Origin of the sequence: Stappia indica (assembly GCF_001696535.1) — a bacterium.
GTDB lineage: Bacteria > Pseudomonadota > Alphaproteobacteria > Rhizobiales > Stappiaceae > Stappia > Stappia indica.
This window is the reverse complement of sequence record NZ_MBQE01000006.1, coordinates 393,541-410,776: the sequence shown is the minus strand read 5'-3', so window position 1 is coordinate 410,776 and position 17,236 is coordinate 393,541. Positions and strand designations below refer to the sequence as shown.

Sequence of the window (17,236 nt, the reverse complement as noted above, 5' to 3'; positions counted from 1 at the left end):
TTCAGGAGGGCGGGACATCACGTCGACAATCGCGGATCGGCCGGCGTTTGGTCAGGCCACCCCTGCGCGGCGCGGCCGGCGGCGGGCCGGCTCTTCCGCCGGCTCCCCCTCGACCGCCTCGCGCAGGCGTTCGCGGATCGCGTCCTGCCTGCCGATATTGCCGATCTTCTGGCCGGTCAGGTCGGTGACGTAGAACACGTCGACGGCCCGCTCGCCGAAGGTCGCGATATGAGCTGAATTGATGTTGAGATTGAGGCCGGAGATCGCCCGCGTCAGGTCGTAGAGCAGGCCCGGCCGGTCGAGGCACGAGATTTCCAGCACCGTGTAGCGGTTGGACCAGGAGTTGTTGACCAGCACCTCGGTCTCGACGCGGAAGGCCTTCACCCGGCTGCGCGACGCCGCCTTGCGGGCGACGCTGTCGGGCAGCCGCTCCTCGCCGCGCAGCGCCTTCTCTATCAGCCGGCAGACGCGCTCGCCGCGGCGGATCTCGTCGTCGTCGCCCGGCAGCTCACGGGAAATGTAGATCGTGTCGAGCGCGAACCCGTCCGTCGTGGTGTCGATCTGCGCATCGACGATGTTGGCGCCGGCGACGAAACAGGCGCCCGCAATGGTCGACAGCAGCCGCGGATGGTCGGCCGCCAGCACGGTGATCTCGGTCACCCCCTCGAAGGCATGGGTGACGACGCGCGAGGAAAAGCCGGTTCCGGCCCGGTCTGCGGCGCGGATCATCTCGGCATCGGCGACCTTGCGCTCCAGCGGAACGCGCAGCCAGTAGGCCGGATAGTGGCGGTCGAGATAGGCGCTCAGCTCGTCCTTGCTCCAAGCTCCGAGCGCCCCGGCCAGCTCGCGCTTGGCCGCCTCCACCCGCATGTCGTGCGGCAGCAGGCTGTGGCCGCCGGTCAGCACCGGCTCGCATTCGTAGTAGAGCGTGCGCAGCAGCTGGCCCTTCCAGCCGTTGAAGACATTCGGCCCGACGGCGCGGATGTCGGCGACGGTGAGGATGAGAAGCAGCTTCAGCCGCTCGACGCTCTGCACCTCGCGAGCGAAATCCTCGATCGTCTTGCGGTCGGCAAGGTCGCGCGACTGGGCAATCGTGCTCATGTCGAGGTGATGCTCGACCAGCCAGGCCACGGTCTCCGTTTCCGACGGCGTCAGGCCGAGACGCGGGCACAGGCGGCGGGCGATGCGCGCGCCGGCGATGGAGTGGTCTTCCGGCCGACCCTTGGCAATGTCGTGCAGGAACATGGCGACGAACAGGACCTTGCGGTTCTGGATGGTCTTGATGATGTCGGTGGAGAGCGGATGGTCCTCGCCGGCCTCGCCGCGCTCGATCTCGCCCAGCACGCCGATGGAGCGGATCAGGTGCTCGTCCACCGTGTAGTGGTGGTACATGGAGAACTGCATCATCGCCACGACCTTGCCGAAGTCGGGGACGAAGCGGCCGAGCACGCCGGTCTCGTTCATCTTGCGCAGCACGGTCTCGGGGTCGTTGCGCGAGGTCAGCACCTGCAGGAACAGCCGGTTCGCCTCCGGGTCCTCGCGCACCTGGGTGGTGATCAGCTTCAGCGACCGGCGCACCAGTTTCAGCATTTCCGGATGCAGCATCACCGCATGGCGGTCGGCAATGGCGAAGAGGCGGATCAGGTTGACGGGATCCTTCTCGAACACCGTCTCCGAGGCCGTGTTGAGGCGCCCCTTGTCGATCACGAAGTCCGGCGAGCCGGTCTGGATCTGGCGGCGGCGGGCCCGCGCGGCGATGCGGTCGATCAGCTTCGACAGCGGCTGCGGTGCCTTGGCGTGCTGCTCCTCGAGCGCGGCGCAGAAGATCCGCGTCAGGTCGCCGACATCCTTGGCGACCAGGAAGTAGTGCTTCATGAAGCGCTCGACATCCTTCATGCCCGGATGCTGGGTGTAGCCGAGGCGCACGGCGATCTCGCGCTGGACGTCGAAGGACAGGCGCTCCTCGGCCCGCCCGGTCAGGAAATGCAGGTGGCAGCGCACCGCCCAGAGGAAGTCCTCGCCCTTCTTGAAGCGCTGGAAGTCGGAGCGACTGAAGACGCCGGCCTTCACCAGGCCGGAGCCGGAGCGCACGCGATAGAAGTATTTGGAGATCCAGAACAGCGTGTTGAGATCGCGCAGGCCGCCCTTGCCCTCCTTCACGTTCGGCTCGACGAGATAGCGCGATGTGCCCTGCCGGGTGTGGCGGGCATCGCGTTCGGCGAGCTTGGCGGCGATGAACTCCGGGCCGCTGCCTGCGACGACGCTCTTGTCGAACCGCTCGATCAGCTCGTCGGTCAGCGGCTCCTCGCCCCACACGTGGCGCGCCTCCAGCAGCGCGGTGCGGATCGTCATGTCGGTACGGGCGAGGCGCAGGCACTCGTCGATGTTTCGGGTGGCGTGGCCGACCTTCAGGCCGAGGTCCCACAACATGTAAAGAATGTATTCAACGATCTGCTCGCCCCAGGGCGTCTGCTTGTAGGGCAGCAGGAACAGCAGGTCGACATCCGAACCGGGGGCCAGGGTGCCGCGGCCGTAGCCGCCGACGGCGACGATGGACATGCGCTCGGCAGCGGACGGGTTCTTGACCCGGTAGACGTGGTGGATGGCGAAGTCGAAGATCACCCGCAGGATCTCGTCCTGCACATGGCTCAGCCGCTGGGCGCAGAGCGTGCCGCCGCCATCGGCGAACAGCAGTTCCTCGACGCGGATGCGCGCATCGCGCATCGCCGCCTTCAGCTCGTTGAGGACATGGCCGCGCACGGTGAGGTCGGAGCCGTCGCCGTCGGTCGCCGCAGTCAGCGCCGTCAACCGGTGACGCAGATCGTCGGCGTCGATCAGCCCGGCGAAGGGATCGGCACTACGGGCGGGGGGCTTCGACGTCATCACGTACAGCGCAGTCCTTCTTGCCGCAGCGTCGCACGGGCACCATGCCCGCGCGGCGACTTGCCTGCGGCAGCGATTGCGGGACCCTACGCCTGCCGCCCGCGCCGCTCAAGGGGCGCGGGAGAGAACGAAAGTCGATGCAGGCCCTTGAGGCGAGGACCCTAGATGCGGTCCCGTGCCGCCGCGACGCGCAACTGATGCAACAGATGGGCCAGACTGTCGCGCGACAGGCCGGAAATCTTCGCCGCCAGCAGGTTGGCCAGTTCCGTCGCCTCGGGCTGCAGGCCCGCCGTGTCGATGGAAACCTTGGGGTCGGAAATCTCGGCGAGGCGCTGCAGCTCCTCCGCCTCGTCCCAGATGACGTTGAAGAAGGCGATGATCCGCTGCACCGTGTACCAGGTGGGGCGGCCGCGTTTGCCATGCTCGAGCGCCGACAGATAGGCCGCCGAAACGCCCAGCGCCTCGGCCATTTCCGACAGGGTGATGCCGCGCTTCTTGCGCAGCTCGCGCAGCTTGGCGCCGAACGGCGTCATCGTCCCCCCCATTTTCCGCTCTTGCGGATCCTGACATAGAGCGCGCCGCCGCCGCCATGAGCGGCATGCGCCTCCTCGAAGCCCACCACCAGGGGGCGGAACTCGGGGAAGGACAGCCATTGCGGCACGACGCGGCGCAGGATGCCGCGCTCGCCGGCCACCGGGCTGCCGCCGGGCGCGCCCTTGCCGGTGATCACCAGAACCACGGCCGCGCCGCTCGACTGGGCATAGGACAGGAACCCGCGCAGCCGCACATGCGCCTCCGCCTGGGTCAGGCCATGCAGGTCGATGCGCATGTCGATGGCACGGGTGCCGCGGGCGATACGCCGGCGCTGGCGCGGCTCGAGCGGCGACAGAGGCGGGGGAGATGGCGGCGCAGGCGGGCGCAGCGCGGACGCGCCGGATGCGGCAGGCCCGGGCGGCAGGGCCGCAGTCGGCACCGGCGCCGGCGTCTCGTCCGGCTCCGCGTCCGGTGCCTCGGCGCGCGCACGTCCGCGCGGGGCGAGCGGGTCGACATCGGCCGTCACCTGCTCCCACAGGCGGCGTTCCTCGGGCGAGGGCTGGCGCCCCCTGCGCCGGCTCATGGCCGCGCCCCCGGCCCGCGCGGCACCAAAAGCACCATGTCTGCCCGGTGCTGGATGCGGCCGGCACGCTCGCCGGCCTCCTCGCCCGAACCGAAGAAGATGTCGCCTCGCGCAGGCCCGACGATGGCCGAGCCGGTGTCGTCGGCGATCATCAACCGGCGGAACGTCTCGCGCGCACCGCCAGGGCCGGAGGGAAGATCCGTGGAAACGAAGACCAGCGTCCCGTAGGCGTGGTGCGCGGCATCGATGGCAAGGCTTCGGCCGGGCAGCAACGGCAGTCCGGCGGCGCCCACCGGTCCCTCGTGCTCGGCGGCCTCCGTTACCTCGCGAAAGAAGATGTAGGAGCGGTTGCGCCGCAGGACGCCGTCGATCTCGTGCGGGTTTTCCGCCAGCCACTTGCGCAGCACCTGCATGGTGACGGTGCCGGGCTCGGCAAGGCCGCGCTCGATCATCACCCGGCCGATGGCACTGTAGGGGTGTCCGGTCTTGCCGGCATAGCCGACACGCAGGCTGCCGCCTTCGCGCAGGCGAATGCGGGCCGAGCCCTGGACATGGACGTAGAACGCGTCGACCGGATCGGCCAGCCAGACGAGCTCGAGCCGGCGGCCGGCCAGCGCGCCGTCCATGATCGCCCCCCGGTCGGGCGGGGCGATCAGCTGACCGTTGCCGTTTAAAAAGGCAAACGGCGCATCCTTGGGCAGTCCGGCCGGCGCCGGACGTCCGGCCAGGGGCACAAGCTCCGGCGGGCGGGCAAGCAGCGGCGTGTCGTAGCCGCCCCCCAGTTGGCGCGAGCCCTCGTATTCGGGTTCGAAATAGCCCGTGACGAAGCCGTCGGACAGGATGCGGCGCGGCTCGAAATGCTGTTCCAGGAAAGTGCGTGCGGCCAGCAGCTCATGGCTCTCCGAGGCAGCGTGGGCCAGACCGCAGAGCCGCGACAGCTCGGCGGGCAGCTCCGCCCTCCGTTCCCGGCAATGACGCAGGAATGCGGCCAGCGCGGCACGGTGGTCGTCGCCGGCCCAGCCGGGCAGCTCCGCGAATGTCAGGGGCGCAGACAGCATGAGGGGTTTTCCGCGCACCTGAGCCGGGCCCGTCGCAACGGTGCCGGCAAGCAGTGCCGCCGCCAGGCCGGCGACAAGGGCCATCCGGCCGGCGGCACGCAAGTCACTCGACCGATTCGGTCGCCACCAGACGCCAGTTGGGATCCCGCGACGTGGTATCGCGGGCGAAGGTCCAGATGTCGGTGACTTCGCTGACCGCGTTGGGATCGCCGTCGACGATGGCGCCGTTGCGGTCGCGGGTGGCGGAGATCAGCTCCGAGCGGAACTTGACGGTCACCTGGGCGGTGCTGCCCTTCAGTGCCGCCTCGACGATGTCGGCCTTGTCGATGCCGACGAAGGTGGACTCGATCGTCTCGCCCCGCGACTCCCGGTCGGAAATCGCTGCGACGAAGCCCTCGTAGACTTCCTTGGAGAGCAGGTTCTTCAGTGTCTTGCGGTCGCCATTGGCGAAGGCCGTGACGATCATCTCGTAGGCCGCGCGGGCGCCCTGCAGGAAGCCCTGCGGCTCGAACGAGCGATCGGCGGACAGGATCTGCCGGAGCGCCTGGTTGAGGGCGCTGCCCTCCGGCGCCACCTTGTCGAGCGTTGTCGAGCTGGGGGCCGACGTCGGACCGCCCTGATGGCCCGTCTGGCCCGGCAGCGGGATCACGTTGTCGTCGTGCACGGGACCGCCGGCGCCATTGTCGCGCTCCGGAGCTGAGTAGGGATCGAAGGGCGGACGCTCGTTGCCGGTGCGCCGTCCGAGGACGCTGCGCAGCCTGAAGAAGATCACGACCGCCAGGACCAGAAAGATGATAGTGGTGATGTCGTTGAACATATGATCCGTTTCACATCCGGCCGGTTGCGTCGCAGACGCCGTCACGGCATTCCGCCCGTCGGGTTTGGTGCAGCCTGTGCAGCGCGCCGACACCGGCGCCCCGCAGGGCAAGCCGCAGCATAGCCCATCGTAGCTTATGTAAGCCCCCTTGAACCAACATCCAGCCTTCAAGACAAGTGTCGGACGCAGTTTTCGTCATCCGAAAACACATAAAGCTCGCATTTGCGTCACTTGGTCCCTAACTGAGGGTCGACGATCCCGCAGCGGCACCCTGGGCCGGGCGGGACAAGAGACCTGAGCCACGCATCATCACAGGACCCTGTCGCGCACGCCATGCCCATCGGACTGTTCATCCTTCTCACCATCATCGGCCTTCCCCTTCTCGAGATCCTCGTCTTCGTCGAGGTCGGCTCGGAAATCGGCGCGGTTCCGACCGTGCTGCTGACCATTGCGACGGCGGTCGCCGGCAGCCTGATGCTGCGCCTGCAGGGCCTGTCGCTGTTGCGGCGCGTGCGCTCCGAGATGGACCGCGGCCAGGTGCCGGGCGAGGACATCATGCAAGGCGCGCTGATCGTCGTCGCCAGCGTGCTGCTGCTGATCCCCGGCTTCGTCACCGACGCGCTCGGCCTGCTGCTTTTCGTGCCGCCGCTGCGCGCCGCCATCGCGCGGATCATGGTGCGCAATGCCAAGGTGACCGTCGTGAAGGCCGGCGCCCGGCGACAGGGCCGGGGCGAAGGCGTGGTCGATCTCGACCGGGACGACTGGGCCGATCTCGACGGCAACGACAGGAGCGGGCGCGGGCCGGACGGGTCCACGCCGTGGCGGGGGCAGATCGACGACGGCCGCAACGACCGCCCCTGACGCCCGGCGCATCCCCTCACCAAATCGTGAGAGCGGGTTAACCCGCCTTACACCTGACGTCTGCAAGGTGCCCGCTCGGGAACGAAAAGCGGGAGCCTTGACGAGATGACCGGTCGGGAGAGGGATATCGCCGGCGCCACAGGACGCGTCGATTGGGTCGACACGGCCAAGGGGCTCTGCATCATCTTCGTGGTGATGATGCATTCGACGCTGGGCGTCGAGAAATCCGCCGGAACCGAGGGCTGGATGGGACTGGTGGTGGAATTCGCCCGCCCGTTCCGCATGCCGGACTTTTTCATGATCTCGGGCCTGTTCCTGGCACTGGTCATCGACCGGCCGTGGCGCCGCTATCTCGACCGCAAGGTCGTCCACTTCGCCTATTTCTACGTGCTCTGGCTGACCATCCAGTTCGTGGTCAAGGCGCCGCCGATGGCCGCCGAAACCGGCTGGGGCAGCGTCTTCAGCGAATATCTCCTCGCCTATGTGCAACCCTTCGGCACCCTGTGGTTCATCTACATGCTGCCGGTGATGTTCGTGATCACCAAGGTGCTGCACGACCGCGGCGTGCCGTGGCAACTGGTGCTCGTGCTCGCCGCCGTGCTGCAGATCGCCCCGATCTCGACCGGCTCGGTGCTGATCGACGAGTTCTGCTCGCGCTACGTCTATTTCTACGCCGGCTACATCTTCGCCACCCAGGCTTTCACGCTGGCCGACTGGGCCCGCCGCCACATGACGGCCGGCATCGCCGGCCTGCTGGCCTGGGGCGTCCTCAACGGCGTCCTCGTATTCAACGGCCTCGCCGACCTGCCGCTGGTCAGCCTGGCGCTCGGCACCGCCGGCGCGCTGGCGGTGATCGTCACCTCGGCGCTGCTAACCCAGGCCGGCGCCAGCGCACCGCTCGCCTATTGCGGGCGCAACTCCATCGTCATCTATCTCGCGTTCTTCTTTCCGATGGCGGTCACCCGTGTCGTGCTGCTGAAGACCGGCATCATTCCCGATATCGGCACGATTTCGGTGATCGTCACCGCCGCCGGCGTGATCGCTCCGCTGGTGCTGCTTTGGATGATCGAGCGCACCGGCTACGGCTGGTTCCTGTTCCGCCGTCCCGGCTGGGCGCGGCTGGAGCGCGACCCGCCGCGCCGCCCGGTCGCCCAGGCGGCCGAGTGACGAGATGAAATAAGCGGGGCAGGGCGCGAGAAGCAGGCTTTTCTCGCGCGGCCAACGCGGGCATGATCCGCGCCATGTCGAACGAAGCCGCTGCCCAGCTCACGGCCGACGACCACCTGATCCTGGTCGACGGCTCCACCTTCATCTTCCGCGCCTATCACGCGCTGCCGCCGTTGACGCGCAAGTCCGACGGCCTGCCGGTCGGCGCCGTCTCCGGCTTCTGCAACATGCTGTGGAAGCTCTTGCAGGAGGGGCTGACGCCCGAGAAGGGCGACGAGCCGACCCATATGGCGGTGATCTTCGACCATTCGGCGAAGACGTTCCGCAACGAGATCTATCCCCAGTACAAGGCCCAGCGCCCGGAGCCGCCGGAGGACCTGATCCCGCAGTTCGGGCTGATCCGCGAGGCGACCCGCGCCTTTTCGGTCCACTGCATCGAGCAGGAAGGCTTCGAGGCCGACGACCTGATCGCCACCTATGCCCGGGCGGCCGCGGCAGCGGGCGCGCGCGTCACCATCGCCTCCGGCGACAAGGACCTGATGCAGCTGATCGGTCCGCGCATCGGCATGATCGACACGATGAAGAACAAGATCTTCGGCGAAGCCGAGGTGTTCGAGAAATTCGGCGTCGGTCCGGACAAGGTCATCGAGGTGCAGGCGCTGGCCGGCGACAGCGTCGACAACGTGCCCGGCGTTCCGGGCATCGGCCTGAAGACCGCCGCCCTCCTGGTCAACGAGTTCGGCGACCTGGAATCCCTGCTGGCCAAGGCCGACACGATCAAGCAGGCCAAGCGCCGCGAGAACCTCATCGCCTTCGCCGATCAGGCGCGCATCTCAAAACAGCTGGTGACGCTGAAGGAAGACGTGCCAGTCGAGCACCCGGTCGAAACGCTGACCGTCAACGGGCTCGACGGCGCCCGCGCCATCGCCTTCCTCAAGGCGATGGAGTTCACCACCCTGACCCGCCGGGTCGGCGAGGTCACCGGCCTCGACATCACCGGCGTCGAGCCGGCCACCCTCGTCGTGCGCGGCTGGCACGAGCCGGACGGCAAGGGCCGGATGATGGAGGGCGGCCCCGGAGCTCAGCCGGAGGGCGCCGCCGTCAGCGCAGCGCCGGCCGTCGGGTCGGCGCCGGCACCCGCTGCTGCCGCGGCAAGCGAAGGCGGGCTGTGGCGCCCGCAGGCGGTTGCGGAGGCCGCTGCCGAACAGGCCGTGGCCCAGAAGGTCGACCCGTCCGGCTACGAGACGGTGATGGATCTCGACCGGCTCAAGGCCTGGGTCGCGGAAGCGACCGAGCTCGGCCACGTTGCGGTCGACACGGAAACCACCTCGCTCGATGCCATGCAGGCCGATCTCGTCGGCGTGTCGCTGTCAACGCAGCCCGGACGCGCCTGCTACATCCCGCTCGGCCATGTGGACGGCGAGGGCGACCTCCTGGGCGGCGGCGGCCTGATCCCCGGCCAGATCCCGATGAGCGAGGCGCTGGCCGTCCTCAAGCCGCTGCTGGAGGATCCCGGCGTCCTCAAGATCGCGCAGAACCTCAAGTACGACTGGCTGGTGCTGAAGCGCTACGGCATCGAGGTCGCTCCCTTCGACGACACGATGCTGCTGTCCTACGCGCTGGACGCCGGCAAGGGCGGCAACGGCATGGACGCGCTGTCCGAGCGCTGGCTCGGCCATACGCCGATCCCGTTCAAGGAAGTCGCCGGCTCGGGCAAGTCGATGATCACCTTCGACAAGGTGCCGCTCGACAAGGCCTCCGCCTATGCGGCCGAGGATGCGGACGTCACCCTGCGCCTGTGGCAGGTGCTCAAGCCGCGGCTTGCGGCCGAGCACATGGCCAGCGTCTACGAGCGGCTGGAACGGCCGATGGTGCCGGTGCTTGCCCGCATGGAGGAGCGCGGCATCTCCATCGACCGGCAGATGCTGTCGCGCCTGTCCGGCGATTTCGCGCAAGGCATGGCGGCGCTGGAATCCGAGATCCACGAGCTTGCCGGCGAAAGCTTCAACATCGGCAGCCCCAAGCAGCTCGGCGACATCCTGTTCGGCAAGATGGGCCTGCCCGGCGGCAAGAAGACCAAGACCGGCGCTTGGTCGACCTCGGTCTCCGTGCTCGACGACCTGGCCGCCGAAGGGCACGAGCTGCCCTCGCGCATCGTCGAATGGCGGCAGCTTTCCAAGCTCAAGTCCACCTATTCCGACGCGCTGCCGGGCTTCGTCAATCCGCAGACCGGGCGTGTGCACACCTCCTACGCGCTGGCGGCGACGACGACCGGCCGCCTGTCCTCGTCCGAGCCGAACCTGCAGAACATCCCGGTCCGCACGGAAGCCGGCCGCAAGATCCGCAAGGCCTTCGTCGCCGAAAAGGGCATGAAGCTGGTCTCGGCCGACTACAGCCAGATCGAGCTGCGCGTGCTTGCCCACATGGCGGACATCTCCCAGCTCAAGCAGGCCTTTTCCGAAGGGCTGGACATCCATGGGATGACCGCCTCGGAAATGTTCGGCGTGCCGATAGAGGGCATGGACCCGATGGTCCGCCGCCGGGCCAAGGCGATCAATTTCGGCATCATCTACGGCATCTCCGCCTTTGGTCTCGCCGCCCAGCTCGGCATCCCGCGGGGCGAGGCGGCGGAGTACATCTCGACCTATTTCAAGCGCTTTCCGGGCATTCGCGACTACATGGAAGAGACGAAAAAGTTCGTTCATGCCAATGGCTACGTGACGACGATCTTCGGCCGCCGGGCGCATTATCCGGAGGTCAACACCTCCAATCCGAACCACCGCGCCTTCTATGAGCGTGCCGCGATCAACGCGCCGATCCAGGGGTCGGCCGCCGATATCCTGCGCCGGGCGATGGTGCGGATGGAGGACCGGCTGTCGGCCTCAAGGCTTGCCGCCCGCATGCTGCTGCAGGTGCATGACGAGCTGATCTTCGAAGTGCCGGAAGCGGAGGTGGAGCCCACCATCGCCCTGGTGCGCAAGGTCATGGAGACGGCGGCCGAGCCGGCGGTCACCCTGTCGGTGCCGCTGCATGTGGACGCCCGCGCCGCCGACAACTGGGACGAGGCACACTGACACCCAGGCACGCGACCGCGCCCGCCTTGAGGGCGCGGATCACTCCTCGCGGATGAAGCGCTTCTCCACCGCCGAAAGGCCGGCGTCCAGCCGGTCGGCGGCCTCGAACCCGAGGTCGCGCAGCAGTTCGGCCTGGAACGAGCGGGCGAGTGCCACCAGCTCGCCGTAGACCTTGGCGCCTTCCGCCGTCAGCTCCAGCTGCTCGGCGCGACGGTCGGCCTCGTCGGTGCTGCGCGACAGCCAGCCGCGCTTTTCCAGCGCCGCCACCGCGCGGCTCACCTTGGTCTTGTGCATGGTCGAGCGGCGGCCGATCTCGGTCGCCGTGGTGTTGCCGAGCTGGCCGAGGATCGCGAAAGTCCGCCATTCCGGCCTGCTGATGCCGTAGGCGGCCCGGTAGCGGGCGGCAAAACGCCGGCTGACCAGTTCGGACGCCCTCACCAGACGGTAGGGCAGAAACTCGTCCAGCAGCAGGCGTCCGGTCATTTGCGAGCCCTTCCTTGCGATAAAATCAGACAGCGGTATCTTCGCACGTTGATAGTTTCAGACAAAACAGTTACACACGCAACTATCAACTGTCTGGATCAGGAGGGATCGGACATGACGCTTTCGAACACCCCCGCCTACATGCCGGGCTTCGGCAACGATTTCGAGACCGAGGCCCTGCCGGGCGCCCTGCCACAGGGGCAGAATTCGCCCCAGCGCGCGCCCTACGGCCTGTATGCCGAGCAGCTGTCCGGCTCGCCGTTCACCGCCCCGCGCGGCACCAACGAGCGGTCCTGGCTCTATCGCATCCGCCCGTCGGTCAAGCATTCGGGCCGCTTCTCGCCCGTTTCCCTGCCTGAGTGGAAGAGCGCACCGGCGGTCGACGACCATTCGCTGGCCCTCGGCCAGCTGCGCTGGGACCCGGTGCCGATCCCCGAGACGCCGGTCACCTTCCTCACCGGCATGCGCACCATGACCACGGCCGGCGACGTCAACGGCCAGGCCGGCATGGCGAGCCATGTCTATGTCGCCAATGCCGACATGGTGGACGAGTATTTCTTCAACGCCGACGGCGAGCTGCTGATCGTGCCGCAGGAAGGCGGCCTGCGCATCGCCACCGAGCTCGGCGTGATGGATGTGGTGCCCAAGGAGATCTGCGTGATCCCGCGCGGCATGGTGTTCCGCGTGGAGCTGCTGGACGGCAAGGCGCGCGGCTATGCCTGCGAGAACTACGGCGCCAAGTTCACCCTGCCGGACCGCGGCCCGATCGGCGCCAACTGCCTCGCCAACCCTCGCGACTTCAAGACGCCGGTCGCCTGGTTCGAGGACAAGGAAGGCCCGTGCCGGCTGGTGGTCAAGTGGTGCGGCCGCTTCCACGAGACGAAGCTCGAGGCCTCGCCGCTGGACGTGGTCGCCTGGCACGGCAACTACGCGCCCTACAAGTACGACCTCACCACCTACTCGCCGGTCGGCGCGATCCTGTTCGATCATCCCGATCCGTCGATCTTCACGGTGCTGACCGCCCCGTCGGGCGAGGAAGGCACGGCGAATATCGACTTCGTCATCTTCCCCGAGCGCTGGATGGTCGCGGAGCATTCCTTCCGCCCGCCGTGGTACCATCGCAACATCATGTCGGAGTTCATGGGGCTGATCTACGGCCGCTACGACGCCAAGGAGGAAGGTTTCGTGCCCGGCGGCATGAGCCTTCACAACATGATGCTGCCGCACGGACCCGATGCCGACGGCTTCGAGAAGGCGAGCCGCGCCGAGTTGAAGCCGCAGAAGCTGACGGGCACCATGGCGTTCATGTTCGAGACCCGCTTCCCGCAGCACCTTACGCGCTTCGCGGCGGAACTCGACACCCTGCAGGACAACTACCTCGACTGCTGGTCGCAGCTGAAAAAGCGCTTCGACGGCACCCCCGAGGGCAACTGGGACTAAGCCATGAAACTCGCAACACTTCGCGACGGCAGCCGCGACGGCAAGCTCGTCCTCGTCAACAAGTCGCTGACCCGCTGCACCGAGGCCGGCCATATCGCGCCGACGCTGCAGGCCGCCCTCGACAACTGGGACGAGGTCGCACCGAAGCTGGCGACGCTCGCCGAAAGCCTCGAGCACGACGCGGTGCCGAGCCTGCGCTTCCACGAGCACGATGCGCTGTCGCCGCTGCCGCGCGCCTACCAGTGGGCGGACGGTTCGGCCTACGTCAATCACGTGGAGCTGGTCCGCAAGGCGCGCAATGCCGAGATGCCGGCGAGCTTCTGGACCGATCCGCTGATGTATCAGGGCGGCTCCGACGCCTTCCTCGCCCCGCGCGATCCGATCCGCATGGCCGACGAGGCCTTCGGCATCGACATGGAGGGCGAGGTTGCCGTGATCACCGGCGACGTGCCGATGGGCGCGACGCCCGAGGAGGCGCGCGCGGCCATCCGCCTGGTGATGCTGGTCAACGACGTGTCGCTGCGCGGCCTGATCCCGGCCGAGCTCGGCAAGGGCTTCGGCTTCTTCCAGTCCAAGCCCTCCTCCGCCTTCTCGCCGGTCGCGGTGACGCCGGACGAGCTCGGCGAGGCCTGGGACGGCGGCAAGGTGCACCTGCCGCTGCGCGTCGACCTGAACGGCCAGCCCTTCGGCCGGGCCAATGCCGGTGTCGACATGACCTTCGACTTCCCGACCCTGATCGCCCATGCGGCCAAGACCCGGCCGCTGTCGGCCGGCGCCGTCGTCGGCTCGGGCACGGTATCGAACAAGATGGACGGCGGTCCCGGCAAGCCGGTGGCCGAAGGCGGCGTCGGGTATTCCTGCATCGCCGAGATCCGGATGATCGAGACCATCGAGACCGGCGCACCCAAGACGCCGTTCATGCGCTTCGGCGACACGGTGCGCATCGAGATGCAGGACGCGGACGGCCATTCGGTCTTCGGCGCCATCGAGCAGACGGTCGAGAAATACGAGAAGGCCTGAGGCCCCGCGCGGGCGCCGATCGAGGGAGGGAATTCGCGATGAAGACTGTGCGGATGCTGGCGGCGCTTGCCGCTCTGGCCCTCGGCACGGCAGCGGTCACGCCGGCGCTCGCCGCCGACATGGCCGCGCCGGTGCGCGCGGTGATGGCGGCGGCGGAGGCCAACTGGGCCGACCCGCCGCAGGACTATCAGGACTACTTCTCCGACGAGCGTCTCGCGACCCTCTACAGCGCCGATCTCGCTGCCCGCTACCGCAAGGCGGCGGACACGCCCTTTGCCAAGGAGATGGGCACCCCGCTCGACTGGGACGTCGTCGTCAACGCGCAGGACGGCTGCCCGCTGAAGGACGTCTCCGTCGAGCCGGCCGGACAGGAAGGTGCGGCGACCCGCGTCGTCGCCCGCTTCCGCGCCCTGACCTGCTTCGGCTCCGAGGCCGAGTACCAGGGCTTCCAGGAAGCGCATTTCCTCGTTGTCGAGGAAGGCGGCAAGGCCGTCATCGACGACATCGTCACGCCGCTGGACGGCGAGGCGCAGTCGCTGAAGGCGCAGCTCGACGCCATCGCCTCCGACGCCCAATAGACACGCCCCCCGGCGGGAGCGCGCAGCGCTTTCGCCGAACCGAACTGCAGAACGAGAGGACATCCCCCGTGAGCAAGAAATTCGCCTCCCAGGGCGACATGGCCGAGAAGAAGATCTCCTTCACCGAGATCGGCGAGGGCCTGTGGGCCTTCACCGCCGAGGGCGATCCGAACACCGGCGTCATCATCGGCGACGACAGCGTCATGATCGTCGAGGCGCAGGCCACTCCGCGCCTGGCCGGCAAGGTGATCGAGAAGGTGCGCGAAGTCACCGACAAGCCGATCAGCCATCTGGTGCTGACCCACTACCACGCCGTGCGCGTGCTGGGCGCGGCCGCCTATCAGGCACCGACGATCATCATGAGCGACAAGGCCCGCTCGATGGTCGCCGAACGCGGCGCCGAGGACCGCGAGTCCGAGTTCATGCGCTTCCCGCGCCTGTTCCAGGGTTACGAGAATGTCGCCGACATTCCGCCGCTGACCTGGCCGACCACCACCTTCACCGACAAGATGAGCGTCTTCCTCGGCAAGCGCCGCGTCGACCTCAGCTTCCTGGGCCGCGCCCATACGGCCGGGGATATCGTCATCCACGTGCCGGACCAGAACGTCATGTTCACCGGTGACATCGTCGAGTACCACTCCGCCTGCTATTGCGGCGACGGGCATTTCCGCGACTGGCCGGGCACGCTCGAGCGCATCCGCGCCTTCGACGTCGATGCCATCGCGCCGGGCCGGGGCGATGCGCTGGTCGGCAAGGAGATGGTCAACGCGGCGCTCGACGCGACCGCCGATTTCGTCACCTCGACCTTCCGTCCGGTGGCGCAGGTGGCAACGCGCGGCGGCTCGCTGAAGGAAGCCTGGGACGCGGCCCGCGCTTCCTGCGACCCGAAGTTCTCGTCCTACGCCATCTACGAGCACTGCCTGCCGTTCAACGTGGCGCGCGCCTATGACGAGGCGCTCGGCATCGACACGCCGCGCATCTGGACGGCCCAGCGCGACAAGGACATGTGGGAAGCCCTGCAGGGCTGACGACCCGCCGCCGCGGGTGCGCGCCTGGAGGGGCGCACCCGCGGCGGCCGTTTTCGATGCAAGGCCGCCCCGGGAGGTCACATGATGAAGATCTTCGAAACGCCGCTCTACCCTTATGTCCGCTGCGCCGACCAGGACGCTGCCGAGCCCGCACGCCGACCGGTGGTGGTGATCGGCGCGGGGCCGGTCGGCCTGGCACTGGCCATCGACCTTGCCCAGCAGGGTATCGCCGTCACAGTGCTCGACGAGAACGACAAGGTGAGCTGGGGCTCGCGGGCGATCTGCTTCGCCAAGCGGCCGCTGGAGATCCTCGACCGGCTCGGCTGCGGCCAGAAGATGGTCGACAAGGGCGTCGTGTGGAAGCTCGGCAAGGTCTTCTTCGACGAGCGCAAGGTCTACGACTTCAACCTGCTGCCCGAGGACGGGCACAAGCGGCCGGCCTTCATCAACCTGCAGCAGTATTATCTCGAGCAGTATCTGGTCGAGCGGGCGCTGGAAATCGGCCGCGACACCGGGCTTCTGGAGCTGCGCGGCGGCAACAAGGTGAGCGCGGTCGCGCAACTTGCCGATGGCGTCGAGCTGACGGTGGAGACGCCCGAGGGGCCGTACCGGCTGATCGCCGACTGGCTGGTCGCCTGCGACGGTGCCGGCTCGCCGACCCGAGCCATGCTGGATCTCGACTTCCGCGGCCGGGTGTTCGAGGACAACTTCCTGATCGCCGACGTGGTGATGAAGGCGGACTTTCCCACCGAACGCTGGTTCTGGTTCGACCCGCCGTTCAACCGCGGCCAGTCGGCGCTGCTGCACCGCCAGCCGGACGACGTCTGGCGCATCGACCTGCAGCTCGGCTGGAACATCGACCGTGAGGCGGAAAAGCAGCCGGAGCGCATCGCGCCGAAGCTGAAGGCGATGCTGGGCGAGGATATCGAGTACGAGCTGGAATGGGTGTCGATCTACACGTTCCAGTGCCGCCGGATGGAGAAGTTCCGCCACGGCCGGGTGATCTTCGCCGGCGACAGCGCGCATCAGGTTTCGCCTTTCGGCGCGCGCGGCGCCAATTCCGGCCTGCAGGACACGGATAACCTGGCCTGGAAGCTGAAGCTCGTAGTCGAGGGCACCGCGCCCGAAGCCCTGCTCGACAGTTACGATGCCGAACGCGTCTACGCCGCGGACGAGAACATCCTCAACTCGTCGCGCTCGACCGACTTCATCACGCCGAAAAGCCACGCAAGCCGAGTGTTCCGCGATGCGGTGCTGGAGCTGGCCGAGCACCACGCCTTCGCGCGGCCGCTGGTCAATTCCGGCCGCCTGTCGCTGCCGGCGACCTATGACGGCTCGCCGCTCAACGGACCGGACTGCGCCGCGATGCCGGCCCGGACCCGGCCGGGCGCCCCGGCGAGCGATGCGCCGGTCGCGGGCGGCTGGCTGATCGACCGGCTCGGCGACCGCTTCCAGCTGGTGACCATCGACGTAGAGGCACCCGGCACGCTGACGATCGACGGCATCCCGGTCGAGCGGGTGGCGCTGTCGGCCGCCGACGATCCGACCGGTGCGCTGGCCGCGCGCTATCTCGGCGAGGCGAAGAGCGCCGTCTACCTGATGCGCCCGGACCAGCATGTGGCGGCCCGCTGGGAGACGTTCGATGCCGGCGAAGTGACGAAGGCGCTGCGGATCGCCACCGCCCGAAGCGAAAACGCCGGGCGGGGATAA

The 17,236-nt window shown here is 68.0% G+C and carries 14 protein-coding genes; 8 read left to right on the top strand and 6 right to left on the bottom strand.

The window, feature by feature from the left end; all coding sequences use genetic code 11:
• Positions 1-51 precede the first annotated feature (51 nt).
• The 5 genes from BBX35_RS22030 to BBX35_RS22010 all read right to left on the bottom strand — a co-directional run bounded on the left by BBX35_RS22030 (position 52) and on the right by BBX35_RS22010 (position 5,875).
• Entirely contained in the window at positions 52-2,883 is a 2,832-nt protein-coding gene (locus BBX35_RS22030; RefSeq protein WP_067224599.1) for a [protein-PII] uridylyltransferase, read from the bottom strand.
• A 161-nt stretch (positions 2,884-3,044) separates the two neighbouring features.
• Positions 3,045-3,416 carry a helix-turn-helix domain-containing protein gene (locus BBX35_RS22025; protein ID WP_067224598.1) on the bottom strand — a complete coding sequence of 124 codons (372 nt, stop codon included), beginning with the start codon at positions 3,414-3,416 and terminating at the stop codon, positions 3,045-3,047.
• Complete coding sequence (locus BBX35_RS22020; protein WP_067224596.1) at positions 3,413-4,000, bottom strand: Smr/MutS family protein; 588 nt, start codon at positions 3,998-4,000, stop codon at positions 3,413-3,415. The genes BBX35_RS22025 and BBX35_RS22020 overlap by 4 nt, the downstream gene beginning before the upstream one ends.
• A complete protein-coding gene (mltA, locus tag BBX35_RS22015; protein ID WP_067224843.1) occupies positions 3,997-5,058 on the bottom strand; it encodes a murein transglycosylase A in 1,062 nt (353 codons plus the stop codon). Before mltA ends, BBX35_RS22020 begins: the two co-directional genes overlap by 4 nt.
• 103 nt (positions 5,059-5,161) lie before the next feature.
• Positions 5,162-5,875, bottom strand: coding sequence for a Tim44/TimA family putative adaptor protein (locus tag BBX35_RS22010; RefSeq protein ID WP_067224594.1), 714 nt, complete (start codon positions 5,873-5,875; stop codon positions 5,162-5,164).
• A 333-nt stretch (positions 5,876-6,208) separates the two neighbouring features.
• On the opposite strand from BBX35_RS22010, the gene BBX35_RS22005 reads away from it, so the two are divergent.
• From BBX35_RS22005 to polA, 3 genes are all read left to right on the top strand, one after another.
• Positions 6,209-6,736 (top strand): FxsA family protein, encoded by a 528-nt coding sequence (locus BBX35_RS22005; RefSeq protein WP_067224593.1) that lies wholly within the window; start codon positions 6,209-6,211, stop codon positions 6,734-6,736.
• 105 nt (positions 6,737-6,841) lie between these two features.
• Entirely contained in the window at positions 6,842-7,903 is a 1,062-nt protein-coding gene (locus BBX35_RS22000) for an acyltransferase family protein (RefSeq protein ID WP_067224591.1), read from the top strand.
• Between the two features lie 62 nt (positions 7,904-7,965).
• On the top strand, positions 7,966-10,977 hold the full coding sequence (gene polA / locus BBX35_RS21995; RefSeq protein ID WP_067224589.1) for a DNA polymerase I: 3,012 nt from the start codon (positions 7,966-7,968) through the stop codon (positions 10,975-10,977).
• 39 nt (positions 10,978-11,016) lie between these two features.
• On the opposite strand, the gene BBX35_RS21990 is transcribed toward polA, so the two are convergent.
• The gene (locus BBX35_RS21990) at positions 11,017-11,460 is read right to left on the bottom strand and encodes a MarR family winged helix-turn-helix transcriptional regulator (protein WP_067224588.1); all 444 of its coding nucleotides are present in this window, start codon (positions 11,458-11,460) and stop codon (positions 11,017-11,019) included.
• Between the two features lie 114 nt (positions 11,461-11,574).
• Here BBX35_RS21990 and hmgA point away from each other — a divergent pair, with 114 nt between their 5' ends.
• From hmgA to BBX35_RS21965, 5 genes are all read left to right on the top strand, one after another.
• Positions 11,575-12,900: a homogentisate 1,2-dioxygenase gene (gene hmgA / locus BBX35_RS21985; protein ID WP_067224586.1), complete on the top strand. Its 1,326-nt coding sequence runs from the start codon at positions 11,575-11,577 to the stop codon at positions 12,898-12,900.
• 3 nt (positions 12,901-12,903) lie between these two features.
• On the top strand, positions 12,904-13,920 hold the full coding sequence (locus tag BBX35_RS21980; RefSeq protein ID WP_067224584.1) for a fumarylacetoacetate hydrolase family protein: 1,017 nt from the start codon (positions 12,904-12,906) through the stop codon (positions 13,918-13,920).
• Between the two features lie 38 nt (positions 13,921-13,958).
• A complete protein-coding gene (locus BBX35_RS21975; RefSeq protein ID WP_067224583.1) occupies positions 13,959-14,498 on the top strand; it encodes a hypothetical protein in 540 nt (179 codons plus the stop codon).
• Positions 14,499-14,566: 68 nt separating this feature from the next.
• Positions 14,567-15,526, top strand: coding sequence for an MBL fold metallo-hydrolase (locus BBX35_RS21970; protein ID WP_067224581.1), 960 nt, complete (start codon positions 14,567-14,569; stop codon positions 15,524-15,526).
• A gap of 81 nt (positions 15,527-15,607) precedes the next feature.
• Positions 15,608-17,236 carry an FAD-dependent oxidoreductase gene (locus tag BBX35_RS21965; protein ID WP_067224580.1) on the top strand — a complete coding sequence of 543 codons (1,629 nt, stop codon included), beginning with the start codon at positions 15,608-15,610 and terminating at the stop codon, positions 17,234-17,236.

Bases quoted from the DNA above. Each gene is read 5' to 3' on its own strand.
- BBX35_RS22020 (WP_067224596.1), bottom strand. From the start codon at position 4,000: ATGAGCCGGCGCAGGGGGCGCCAGCCCTCGCCCGAGGAACGCCGCCTG.
- BBX35_RS21965 (WP_067224580.1), top strand. From the start codon at position 15,608: ATGATGAAGATCTTCGAAACGCCGCTCTACCCTTATGTCCGCTGCGCC.
- BBX35_RS22005 (WP_067224593.1), top strand. From the start codon at position 6,209: ATGCCCATCGGACTGTTCATCCTTCTCACCATCATCGGCCTTCCCCTT.
- BBX35_RS21980 (WP_067224584.1), top strand. From the start codon at position 12,904: ATGAAACTCGCAACACTTCGCGACGGCAGCCGCGACGGCAAGCTCGTC.
- BBX35_RS22000 (WP_067224591.1), top strand. From the start codon at position 6,842: ATGACCGGTCGGGAGAGGGATATCGCCGGCGCCACAGGACGCGTCGAT.
- BBX35_RS21990 (WP_067224588.1), bottom strand. From the start codon at position 11,460: ATGACCGGACGCCTGCTGCTGGACGAGTTTCTGCCCTACCGTCTGGTG.
- BBX35_RS22030 (WP_067224599.1), bottom strand. From the start codon at position 2,883: ATGACGTCGAAGCCCCCCGCCCGTAGTGCCGATCCCTTCGCCGGGCTG.
- BBX35_RS21975 (WP_067224583.1), top strand. From the start codon at position 13,959: ATGAAGACTGTGCGGATGCTGGCGGCGCTTGCCGCTCTGGCCCTCGGC.
- mltA (WP_067224843.1), bottom strand. From the start codon at position 5,058: ATGCTGTCTGCGCCCCTGACATTCGCGGAGCTGCCCGGCTGGGCCGGC.
- BBX35_RS22025 (WP_067224598.1), bottom strand. From the start codon at position 3,416: ATGACGCCGTTCGGCGCCAAGCTGCGCGAGCTGCGCAAGAAGCGCGGC.
- polA (WP_067224589.1), top strand. From the start codon at position 7,966: ATGATCCGCGCCATGTCGAACGAAGCCGCTGCCCAGCTCACGGCCGAC.
- hmgA (WP_067224586.1), top strand. From the start codon at position 11,575: ATGACGCTTTCGAACACCCCCGCCTACATGCCGGGCTTCGGCAACGAT.
- BBX35_RS22010 (WP_067224594.1), bottom strand. From the start codon at position 5,875: ATGTTCAACGACATCACCACTATCATCTTTCTGGTCCTGGCGGTCGTG.